Raw genomic sequence first — 12,026 nt, 5'->3', positions numbered from 1 at the left:
ATCAATAAAAGAGTATCGACGGAAAGAATTGAAAAAATAGGGAACAATTTGTATAATAGAAACAATTATTTGTACAATGAATACGAAAAATTGTTTGAAAAAGCTTTTTAAAAGCGAACATTTCCGTAAAAAAATGTATAACTTCACGGATTTTGGGGCAACTATCAAACAGATATTTGTCCCGATTCCTGTTTTACCGAAAAAGAAAGGGGGATCGATTCCTGTGCCAAAAGAAGAAATTTTAACGGGTCCCGGTGTCATAAAGCTCGTTAGTCAATATATGGGGCCCGAACATGTAGCATTTGTTGAGAAAGCATGCGAATATGCGACTGCTGCACATGACGGACAGTTTAGAAAATCAGGAGAACCCTACATTATCCATCCTATCCAAGTCGCAGGTATATTAGCAGATTTAAAAATGGACCCCCACACAGTGGCTACTGGCTTCTTGCATGATGTTGTTGAAGATACAGAAGTCACCTTAGAAGATCTGAGAGAAGAATTTGGCGCTGATGTCGCTATGTTAGTAGACGGAGTAACCAAATTAGGGAAAATAAAATACAAATCCCACGAAGAGCAGCTAGCAGAAAACCATCGAAAGATGCTGCTGGCAATGGCTCAAGATTTACGCGTTATCATGGTCAAATTAGCTGATAGACTACATAACATGCGTACGTTGAAACATCTGCGAGAAGATAAGCAAAGAAGGATTGCCCAAGAAACTTTAGAAATCTATGCACCTCTTGCACATCGTTTAGGTATCAGCCGAATCAAATGGGAATTAGAAGATACAGCACTTCGTTATCTTAATCCAAAACAGTATTACCGTATCGTTCATTTGATGCAGACGAAGCGAGAAGAACGTGAAAAATACGTGAATGGTACTGTTGAGGATATTCGAGTAGCAACAGAAGAGCTAGGGATTTTTGCAGAGATCTATGGACGGCCAAAACATATTTATTCGATCTATCGTAAAATGAAAGACCAGAAAAAGCAATTCAACGAAATCTATGACTTGCTAGCCATTCGAGTAATCGTAGATTCAATCAAGGATTGTTATGCTGTATTAGGTGCGATCCACACAAAATGGAAACCAATGCCTGGCAGATTCAAGGACTATATTGCCATGCCGAAAGCTAATATGTACCAATCTTTGCATACTACAGTGATTGGTCCGGCAGGAAATCCAGTAGAAATCCAAATCCGTACACAGGAAATGCATGAAATCGCTGAATTTGGGGTGGCTGCGCACTGGGCGTATAAAGAAGGAAAAAATGAAAAAGTAGAACCAGATGGTATGACGAAACAATTAAGCTGGTTCCATGAGATACTTGAACTCCAAGATGAAAGCTATGATGCCTCTGAATTTATGGAAGGTGTAAAAGGAGATATCTTTAGTGATAAAGTCTATGTCTTCACGCCAAAAGGAGACGTTACTGAGCTGCCAAAAGGATCTGGACCACTGGACTTTGCATACAGTATCCATACAGATATCGGTAATAAAACCACTGGTGCAAAAGTAAATGGCAAAATGGTGCAACTTGATTACAAATTAAAAAACGGGGATATCATAGAAATCATGACTTCTCCAAATTCATTTGGTCCAAGTCGTGACTGGTTGAAATTGGTGGCAACTAGCAAAGCAAGAAATAAGATCAAGCGTTTCTTCAAAGCACAAGATCGGGAAGAAAATGTGATCAAAGGTCACGAGTCTGTGGTCAAGTGTATTACAGATTTAGGGTTTACACCTAAAGATATTTTGACAAAAAACAAACTTCAAGAAGCACTTGATCGTTTTAACTATCAATCAGAAGATGATCTATATGCAGCTGTAGGATATGGGGAAGTCAGTCCTTTGACAATGGCCAATCGTCTGACAGAAAAAGAACGGAAAGAACAAAAAATCGAGCAGCAAAAGCAAGAAGCAGAAGAAATCATGAATCAGCCGAAAAAAGAACCTGAGAAAATGAAAGTACGTCATGAAGGTGGCGTTGTCATTCAAGGGGTAGAAAACTTACTGATTCGTATCAGCCGATGCTGTAATCCGATTCCTGGTGATGATATCGTTGGCTACATCACTAAAGGCAGAGGGATATCCATCCATCGTCGAGATTGTCCGAATGTTCAGCCTGATAAACCAAATGTAGCAGAACGTTTGATTGAAGTCGAATGGGAAGATACATCGAATACACGAAAAGAGTACGATGCAGACTTGGAAATCTACGGCTATAACCGTTCAGGCTTATTGAATGATGTACTTCAAACAGTCAATGCGCTGACGAAAAATCTCAACAGCGTCGAAGCTCGGACGAATAAAGATAAAATGGCGACAATCCATTTGACGGTTGGTATCCAGAATTTGTCCCACCTAAAAAGTATCGTGGATAAAATCAAAGCAGTACCTGATGTCTACAGTGTACGCCGGATGAATGGATAGGAGGGCCAGATATGAGAGCAGTCATTCAACGGGTGAGTCAAGCGGCAGTGTCAGTTGATCAGCAAGAGATTGGAAAAATTGGCTGTGGCCTACTCGTTTTATTAGGTATCCATGAAACAGATACGCCAAAAGATGTGGAATATCTAGTAAAAAAAATCGCACAAATGCGTATTTTTGAAGATGATCAAGGAAAAATGAATATTAGTGTAGAAGACGTAGGAGGTCAAATTTTAAGTGTCTCTCAATTCACACTATTTGCGGATACGAAAAAAGGAAATCGACCAAGTTTTGTGGAAGCCGCACGACCAGAAATAGCTATTCCTTTATACGAATCGTTCAATGAAGGAATCAGAAGTCGCGGCATCACAGTCGCTACCGGACAATTCGGAGCAGATATGTCGATTTCTCTCGTCAATGATGGACCTGTAACGATTATTATTGATTCTAAAAACAAATAAAGTCAGTTGGTTTTCATCAATAAGAAATATAAATCAAGTCGTTTAAGTTAGACTGAAAAACTCTAACTTAAGCGACTTTTTTCTCGTCTATAAAAAGCGCTTCTTTTGTCAGCAGTCAGAAAAAAAGTTAAGCTTAAATTATACAAGTTATTTTTGGGAGGTTGCTGAAGATGAAAGAAGTACCAGTAATAGATGTCAAAATCACGGATCTAAAAAGATTGTATCAAAAGGGATACAATATGTTGGAGGAGTTACGTCATGAAGCAGACGCTCCCGTTGTCAAAGCAAAGATTTTCAATAAAGAAGCTATTGTGATCTACGGATCGTCAGCGGCAAAAATATTTTATGACCCAAGAAATTTCAAACGAAAAGGTGCTATGCCAAAATTAGTGTTGAAGACACTTTTTGGTCAAGGTGGAGTACAGACTTTGGATGGAGCTGCCCATCATCATCGGAAAAATATTTTTATGGATCTGATGACCCCCGAAAGAATGGAAGATTATCATCGTATCTTAGATAAGAACCTGACGCAAGCACTTGAAACACAGCATGGTCAATTTGAATTATTTGATTTAAGCAAGATGGTTTTCTTTACATCGATTTGTGAGTGGGCAGGTATCAATTTATCTTTGCTTTCTAAGGATGAAGTCAAAAAATTAGCAGAATATCAAATCTCTATGATCAGCGGAACGTTTACTTCTCCGATTGATCACATAAAAGGTGTCGAAAATCGCAAAAAATCAGAAAAATGGGCGCAAGGCTTGATTGAAGAAGCTCGGCAAAATCCTGTGGCTGGAAAAGAAAATGTGGCATTATATGCTTTTGCCAATGCCACAGATCTAGACGGACAGCTTTTGCCTCTGGAAGTAGCAGCTGTTGAATTATTGAACATCATCCGTCCAACGGTTGCTCTAACTGTGTGGGCGGCGTTGATGGGACACGCGCTTTTCAGCAGACCTGATTTGTACCAACAATTGAAAAACGACTTTTCTACGTTGCAAGATCCGTTCATTCAAGAAATGAGACGCTATTATCCGTTCTTTCCGATGTTACCTGCGATTTCTCTGAAAGAAGTAGAAGTCGATGGTTATCGTATACCAGAAGATAGCTGGGTCATTCTAGATTTATATGGAACAGATCATGATGAACGAACGGTTGAAGCACCAGACTCCTTTATGATCAAACGATATTTAGGAAAAGCAAAAGATATTTCATATAAAGAAGAATATGAGATGATTGCCCAAGGTGGAGGAAACTTTCGACAAATGCATCGCTGCGCAGGAGAATGGATCACTCTCCACAGCCTACGTGTGTTTTCTGATCAGCTAGTAAACAAGTTTGAATTCTCTGTACCTGAACAAGATTGGACGATCCCATTCAATCAGTTTCCGACTTATCCAAATAGCCGAGCGCTACTTTATAAGAATTAGATTAGTATAAACTTATCGAAAAAAGGAAGATCAGCACTGTTTGATCTTCCTTTTTTCATACTACTATAAGTGGATAAGGTCAATTGCTCAAAATCCGTGAAATGCTTCATCAATGGTTTGATAATCCTCACTGGATAAATGCAAATCTAAAGCTTGGACATTATCAGAGACTTGCTCTGGACGTTTAGCTCCGGGTATGACTACAGACACTCTTGGATTCTTCATATACCAGGCTAGAACAAGTTGCGCAGGGGTGGCTTGGTATCTTTTAGCAATGGGGCGAAGTATGTCGACAGCGGCTAAAATTTCTTTGAAACGTTCTCCTTGAAAATCCGGATTGCTTTTTCGAGGATCTCCTTCGCCGAATTGTTTTTCCTGACCACGTTCATATTTTCCTGTCAGTAAACCGGAAGCAAGAGGAAAATAGGGGACAAAGCTGATTTTGTTTTTTTCAAGATAAGGAAATAATTCTTTTTCAGCCTCCCGATGGATCAAACTGTATTTATCTTCTACTACATCGACATATCCATCTGCATTCGCTTCTTTCAATTGTTCTAATGTGAAGTTCGATACACCAACTGCTCGGATTTTTCCTGCTTCTTTCAATTCATGCAATGCAGCAACTGCTTCATTTTTTGGTGTGCTTTTATCCGGAAAGTGGATATAAAAAATGTCGATGTAATCAGTTTGCAGACGTTTCAGTGCGTCTTCCACCGATTGTTTGAGAAATTCGGGTGAATTGTCAAATGTTCGTCCTTTATTTGGCACATGAGCAGCTTTTGTAGCAATGACGATACGTGAACGATCATATTCTTTTTCCTTCAATACCTCACCGATCAGTTCTTCAGAACGGCCGTTTCCATAAGCATAGGCGGTATCGATCAAATTGATTCCGCTATTCAAAGCTGTACGAACCACTTGTTTTCCTGTCTCGTCTTCCAAACCGTCAAAAAGATTGTGTCCCCCAACGGCATTTGCTCCTAGTCCAAGCTGTTCTGCGTAGACTTGTGAATGTCCGATTCTTATTTCTGCCATAGCTGATTCCTCCTTTTTTTCTAGTCTAAAACAAAAGAACAAAAAGCTGAACTAAAATGTTTTTGTGAGGGAAAATAGTCAGATAACTCTTGACTTTGAGATTGGTTTTTAGTAGGTTATAAGTAATATCGAAATGTCAATGAAAGAGCGAGTAAGTTTTTGAAACTTTACAAGAGAGGATCATCGAGGCTGAAAATGATCCAAAGTTTCATTAGCCCAAAGACACTCTGGAGATGGACGAGTGAAAAGCCGTCCCGCGTACGAGCGTTATTCGTAAGAGGAAAGAGAAATCTTTCAAAATTAGGTGGTACCGTGTATGAATTTCATTCACCCTTGTTCAAGATGAACAAGGGTGATTTTTTTATTTACATAGCTAAGAAAGGGAGAGAAAACTATGAGTTTCCAAAGACCAAAAGGAACAAATGATATTTTGCCAGGCGAATCAGAAAAATGGCAGTTTGTCGAAGAAACAGCACGTTTATTGTTCAGAGATTATCAGTATAATGAAATGCGTACACCGATTTTTGAACATTATGAAGTGATATCCCGCAGTGTAGGTGATACGACGGATATCGTTTCAAAAGAGATGTATGATTTTTATGACAAAGGGGAACGTCATGTGACGCTTCGACCAGAAGGTACAGCGCCAATCGTTCGTTCTTTTGTTGAGCATAAATTGTTCGGTCCAGAGTATGCAAAACCGTTCAAAACTTTTTATATGGGACCAATGTTTCGCTACGAACGTCCGCAAAAAGGACGGTTACGTCAATTCCATCAGATCGGAGTAGAAGCATTTGGATCAGAGAATCCTGCAACAGATGTGGAGAGCATGGTGATGGCACTCGATTTCTTCAAACAGTTGGGAATCACGCAAATCCGTCTAGTCATCAATTCATTGGGTGATAAAGACACACGTCAAGCCTATCGTCAAGCATTAATCGACTATCTTTTACCTTTTGAAGCAGAGTTGAGTGAAGACTCTAAACGCCGTCTTCACGAAAATCCATTGCGTGTGTTGGATAGTAAGGACAAACGAGATCAAAAATTTGTAGCAGATGCGCCATCTATCTTAGATTATTTAAGCGAACCTGCTCAAAAACATTTTGATACCGTTGTTTCCATGCTGGATGCATTGGCTGTTCCTTATGAAATCGACAGTAATATGGTTCGCGGATTAGATTACTATACGCATACGATTTTTGAAATCATGAGTGACGCACCGAAAATGGGGGCACAAGCAACGATTTGCGCAGGCGGACGTTATGACAATCTAGTGGAAGAACTGGGTGGTCCTTCAACACCTGGCTTTGGATTTGCAATGGGTATCGAGCGATTACTCTTGACTATGGAAGCAGAGGAAGTAGTTATCCCTGCATTTAATGAGTTGGATGCTTATGTGGTCGCACTCGGAGACGAAACAAATATCGAAGCATTGAAAGTGGTCCAAGCGATTCGAAACTTCGGTTTTTCAGCTGATCGCGACTTCATGAACCGTAAAGCAAAAGCACAATTTAAGACAGCAGATAAAGCGAATGCCAAGTTAGTATTGGTGATCGGTGAAGATGAGCTTGCTAGCCAAACAATCAATGTCAAAGCAATGGCAAGCCGAAAAGAAAAAAGTTTTCCATTAGAAGAAATATATGAGCATTTTGATGAAGTCTATGATGAAATGACTTTATTCGAGTAGGAGGAAAAAAGAAATGGCACAAAGAACGATTTATTGCGGATTAGTTTCCGAACAACAATTAGAACAAACAGTTACATTAAAAGGATGGGTACAAAAAAGACGAGACCTTGGGGGAGTAATCTTTATCGATCTACGGGATCGTGAAGGAATCGTTCAAGTCGTCTTCAATCCTGAAATCAACAAGGAAGCATGGGAAATCGCAGATAAATGTCGCAGTGAATACGTGATCGAAGTAACTGGGGTAGTCAGAAGACGCGGTGAAAATGCAGTAAATCCTAAAATGGCCACTGGTGAATTTGAAGTGATTGCAAGTGAAATCGTGATTTTGAATCAAGCAAAAACACCGCCATTTCAAATTGAAGATGATCAAGCAATCAGTGACGAAATACGTTTGAAATATCGTTATTTGGATCTGCGACGTCCCAAAATGACTAAAAACATCAAATTGAGAAATGCGACAACAAAAGCGATTCGTCATTATTTAGACGATAATGACTTTCTAGATATTGAAACACCTTACCTAGGAAAATCTACACCAGAAGGCGCAAGAGACTACTTAGTTCCTTCACGTGTCCATGCTGGACATTTCTATGCGTTGCCGCAATCTCCTCAACTATTCAAACAATTGCTGATGAATGCTGGGTTCGACCGTTATTATCAAATCGTTCGTTGTTTCCGTGACGAAGATTTACGTGGAGATCGTCAGCCTGAATTTACGCAAGTAGATATTGAAACAACGTTCCTAACAGCAGAAGAAATCCAAACTTACACAGAAGGATTGATTGCGAAGGTAATGAAAGAAGTTCGCGGCATTGAAGTCACATTGCCATTTCCCCGTATGACCTATGATGAAGCAATGGCTCGCTACGGCAGCGACAAACCGGATACACGTTTTGAAATGGAATTGATCGATCTAAGCGAAACAGTCAAAGAAGTAGAATTCAAAGTCTTCCAAATGGCTCTTGAAAACGGCGGAGTCGTGAAAGCATTGAATGCGAAGGGCGCTGCAGATCGCTACTCACGAAAAGATATGGATCAGTTAGGACAATATGTAGGGCAATTCGGAGCTAAGGGACTTGCATGGCTGAAAGTGGAAGAAGACGGTCTGAAAGGCCCGATTGCTAAATTCATGGGAGAAGCAACAGAAGCAATCATCAAAGCAACAGATGCAGAACCAGGTGACTTGCTGATGTTTGGCGCAGATAAAAGTGAAATCGTCGCTGCTGCATTAGGGGCTATCCGAACACGTTTAGGAAAAGAATTAGGACTGATCGATGAATCAAAATTCAATTTCTTATGGGTAACTGATTGGCCTCAATTTGAATTTTCAGAAGAAGAAGGTCGATATGTCTCTGCTCACCATCCATTCACGATGCCAAAAGCAGAAGATATCCCATTACTGGCTGAAGACCCTGCAAAAGTCTATGCAGAAGCTTATGATATCGTCTTGAACGGCTATGAATTAGGTGGAGGTTCTATCCGGATCCATACTCGGGAACTTCAAGAAAAAGTGTTGAAAACTTTAGGCTTCACAAAAGAACAAATGGAAGAACAATTTGGGTTCTTGCTAACAGCTTTAGATTACGGATTCCCTCCACATGGCGGCATTGCATTAGGATTGGATCGTTTTGCAATGTTATTAGCAGGGGAAGACAATATTCGTGAAGTCATTGCCTTTCCTAAAAACGGAAAAGCAGCCGATGTGATGAGTGATGCACCAAGTATGGTTTCACCTTTACAATTGTTCGAATTGAATATTGATGTAACCAATATAGAAGAATAGCCGATAAAAAGGCAAAAAGGATTTGTCGAATCTGCTTCTTTTGGCAACCTTGATTTAATTGAAAAACACTTTATAATGAAGCCATAACATATAAAGCGGGGCTTTTCCATGAAAAAAACATTCGAAAATTGGGCTTACCATGATTACACGACCAAACTTTCGGTATCAATCGTTTATGCGTTGATTGCATCTGTCGCATTGAATTTCTTTTATCAACCAGGACATATTTATTCAAGTGGTATTACGGGCCTGGCTCAGATTTTGACGACTTTGTCAAAATCACTGATAGGGTTCGAGGTGCCGGTATCAACCACTTTGTATTTACTGAATATACCTTTGTTCGTCTTGGCGTGGTTCAAAATCGGGAAGAAGTTTACAATTTTCACTTTTATCACAGTCACTTTGACCTCCCTTTGTATCCATATTTTACCGGAAACAGTCTTATCTACCGATCCAATCATTTGTGCGTTGTTTGGTGGGGCTGTGATGGGACTAGGGATTGGGCTAGCGTTGAGAAATGGCCTATCATCGGGTGGTCTAGATATCGTGAGTATCACGATTCGTAAAAAAACAGGAAAGTCGATTGGTTCTATCTCGATCTACTTCAATGCATTGATCGTTTTTGTTGCTGGGATTCTATTTGGCTGGCAATATATGTTTTACAGTACGTTGTCTATTTTCGTCAGTGGAAAAGTAACTGATGTCGTTTATACTAAACAAAAGAAAATGCAGGTAATGATCGTAACGAAACATCCAGAAAAAGTAGTGAATGAAATCCAAAACTGTATGCGTAGAGGAATCACGATTATCAATGAAGCAGAAGGTGCTTATAAACATGATAAGCAGACAGTATTGATGACAATCGTTACACGTTACGAACTGCCTCTACTCAGAGAAGCGATGAAAGCTTCTGATCCGCAAGCTTTTGTAAGTATTGCAGAAAATGTCCAGATACTTGGGCGTTTCTACGAGGATGGCATTTAGATCGAGTTTGACAAAAATTCATGAAATACTACTGTAGACAGACATTCGTTTGTCTGCAGTTTTTTTCTACCAAAGGATGGATCAGCAAATAGAAACTACTTTTTTATTTGAAATTTTCTTAAAGTTGAAAAAAAGCATGTTTATTTTTTAAAATTTATGGGATGATAGAAAAAAATAGTAGAGAAAGGACACGATTCTACTTGCTATTTTCACTTAATACCCGTATATTACGAATGAAAAAAGTTTATGAAAAGTTGGAATATTGAATGGAAAAACAAAAAAGGTTAAAAAACAGCCGCTACATCACTGGGTTTGATGGGCTCCGTTCATTAGCTGTGGTTGGTGTTATCTTCTATCACCTTCTGCCAACTAGTATGAAAGGCGGCTATTTGGGCGTTCCGATTTTTTTCGTCGTATCTGGTTATCTGATCACGGATCTGCTAAGGCAGGAATGGGAACAAAATGGAAAAATCAATATTTGGCAATTTTATGTCAGAAGAATGAAGAGACTCTATCCGGCACTCGTTTTTATGCTTGTTACAGCTTCGGCTTATATCACCTTGTTCCAGCGAGGATTGTTGAATAATCTTAGAGGAGTTGTCGTCAGCAGCTTACTGTATGTCAACAATTGGTGGCAAATCAATAACGGTTTATCTTATTTCGACCGATTTGCTAATGAATCACCGTTTACACATATCTGGTCTTTAGCGGTAGAAGGTCAAAACTATTTGGTTTGGCCAATCTTGTTTGTATTGTTGATGGTATTTGTTCGTAAAAGAAAATGGATCTTTTATACCGTGTTAGGTACATCTTTCCTCTCTGCGATCTTGATGATGATTTTGTATACACCAGGGGGCGATCCAACCCGTGTTTATTATGGAACGGACACCCGGCTGTTTTCTATATGGTTGGGAAGTGCGCTCGCTTTTGTTTGGCCAAGTACTCGTTTGAAGAAAAACATCCCGAAACAAGCAAAAAGTATCCTGAATATCGCTGGAGGAATCTCACTGCTGGCACTGATTCTTTGCTTCTTCTTTTTAGATGATCATTACAATTTCATCTATTATGGAGGGATGCTCCTAGTGAGTCTCTTATGCGTAGTACTAGTTGCAGTGACAGCACATCCTGGAGCAAGCTTGAATCGTTGGCTGACAAATCCAGTATTTACTTGGATTGGCAAACGAAGCTACGGGATTTATCTGTATCAGTTTCCAGTTATGATTTTTTATGAAGCAAAAGTGACTGATATTGCTGATCATGTTCTGTTCCATACTTTAGTAGAAATCACATTGATTTTAATCATCAGTGAACTTTCTTATCGATATGTGGAACGTCCGCTAGCACGTTTTGACTATGGTCGTACATTCCAAGTGATGAAAGGATGGTTCAGTAAACCAATCATCAGTAAGAGCAAACCATGGGTTGTTCCAGGCACATTACTTGTAGCAATTGCATTCGTTGGTTTCGTTACGGCACCGAAAAATGCTGTAACGGCCGATCAAAAACAATTGCAGGCAAAGATCGCTGAAAGTAAAAAATTAGCAGAAGAAACCAGAAACAATTCAGAAAATACCACTAGTTCCGTTGACCAAGCGATTCTTGATAAGTACGAGTTGTCTAAGGCTCAAGGAAACAAGGCACAAAAATTAGAGTTAACGGCATTTGGTGATTCAGTTATGCTAGATGCTGCAACTGATCTACAAGAGCTTTATCCAAAAGTAGTGGTAGATGGCGATGTGGGGCGACAATTATACGCCAGTGTACCGTATATTGAAAAATTAAAGGAACAAGATTTATTGAAAGACACTGTTCTAATTGGACTAGGAACGAATGGCTCATTCTCTGAAGCTCAGTTTGATAGCGTGATGGATGCAATCGGTGATCGAAAAGTATACTGGGTCAATGTCCGAGTACCGACGAAACGTTGGCAAAATGACGTGAATGCGATGCTTGAACAGATGACAAAAAAATACGACAATATGACGCTGATTGATTGGTATAGCTACAGTAATGACCATAGTGACTGGTTTTATGATGATCAAGTCCATCCAAATCCTGAAGGGATGACACATTACATTCACCTAGTCAGCGAAGCCTTGCTAGGAGGAAGTTCAAGTACGAACAGCAGCGAGACAAACGTATCAGAATAATAGCTACAAAAAACTTCAGGTAAAAACAGTTGTTTTTGCCTGAAGTTTTTTTATATTTATCG

The 12,026-nt window shown here is 39.6% G+C and carries 8 protein-coding genes; 7 read left to right on the top strand and 1 reads right to left on the bottom strand.

Annotated elements, in window-relative coordinates:
• Window positions 1-223: 223 nt before the first annotated feature.
• The 3 genes from FTX43_RS03005 (at window position 224) to FTX43_RS02995 (ending at window position 4,325) form a co-directional block, all read left to right on the top strand.
• A complete protein-coding gene (locus FTX43_RS03005; protein WP_065772716.1) occupies window positions 224-2,437 on the top strand; it encodes a bifunctional (p)ppGpp synthetase/guanosine-3',5'-bis(diphosphate) 3'-pyrophosphohydrolase in 2,214 nt (737 codons plus the stop codon).
• Window positions 2,438-2,448: 11 nt separating this feature from the next.
• The gene (gene dtd / locus FTX43_RS03000; protein ID WP_002291377.1) at window positions 2,449-2,895 is read left to right on the top strand and encodes a D-aminoacyl-tRNA deacylase; all 447 of its coding nucleotides are present in this window, start codon (window positions 2,449-2,451) and stop codon (window positions 2,893-2,895) included.
• Between the two features lie 170 nt (window positions 2,896-3,065).
• A complete protein-coding gene (locus FTX43_RS02995; RefSeq protein ID WP_002335227.1) occupies window positions 3,066-4,325 on the top strand; it encodes a cytochrome P450 in 1,260 nt (419 codons plus the stop codon).
• A gap of 87 nt (window positions 4,326-4,412) precedes the next feature.
• Here FTX43_RS02995 and FTX43_RS02990 read toward each other — a convergent pair whose 3' ends face one another.
• On the bottom strand, window positions 4,413-5,360 hold the full coding sequence (locus FTX43_RS02990; RefSeq protein ID WP_002335226.1) for an aldo/keto reductase: 948 nt from the start codon (window positions 5,358-5,360) through the stop codon (window positions 4,413-4,415).
• A gap of 394 nt (window positions 5,361-5,754) precedes the next feature.
• On the opposite strand from FTX43_RS02990, the gene hisS reads away from it, so the two are divergent.
• The 4 genes from hisS (at window position 5,755) to FTX43_RS02965 (ending at window position 11,964) form a co-directional block, all read left to right on the top strand.
• A complete protein-coding gene (gene hisS / locus FTX43_RS02980) occupies window positions 5,755-7,047 on the top strand; it encodes a histidine--tRNA ligase (protein WP_002291383.1) in 1,293 nt (430 codons plus the stop codon).
• Window positions 7,048-7,060: 13 nt separating this feature from the next.
• Window positions 7,061-8,830: an aspartate--tRNA ligase gene (gene aspS / locus FTX43_RS02975; protein ID WP_002314149.1), complete on the top strand. Its 1,770-nt coding sequence runs from the start codon at window positions 7,061-7,063 to the stop codon at window positions 8,828-8,830.
• A 108-nt stretch (window positions 8,831-8,938) separates the two neighbouring features.
• Window positions 8,939-9,814 (top strand): YitT family protein, encoded by an 876-nt coding sequence (locus FTX43_RS02970; protein WP_002291388.1) that lies wholly within the window; start codon window positions 8,939-8,941, stop codon window positions 9,812-9,814.
• A 266-nt stretch (window positions 9,815-10,080) separates the two neighbouring features.
• Entirely contained in the window at window positions 10,081-11,964 is a 1,884-nt protein-coding gene (locus FTX43_RS02965) for an acyltransferase family protein (protein WP_002314148.1), read from the top strand.
• The last annotated feature ends 62 nt before the right edge of the window (window positions 11,965-12,026 follow it).

Origin of the sequence: Enterococcus sp. DA9, from assembly GCF_008000875.1 — a bacterium.
Classification (GTDB): Bacteria; Bacillota; Bacilli; order Lactobacillales; family Enterococcaceae; genus Enterococcus_B; species Enterococcus_B lactis.
Note: the sequence above shows the minus strand (reverse complement) of the source record. Positions and strands in the feature narration are given on the sequence as shown.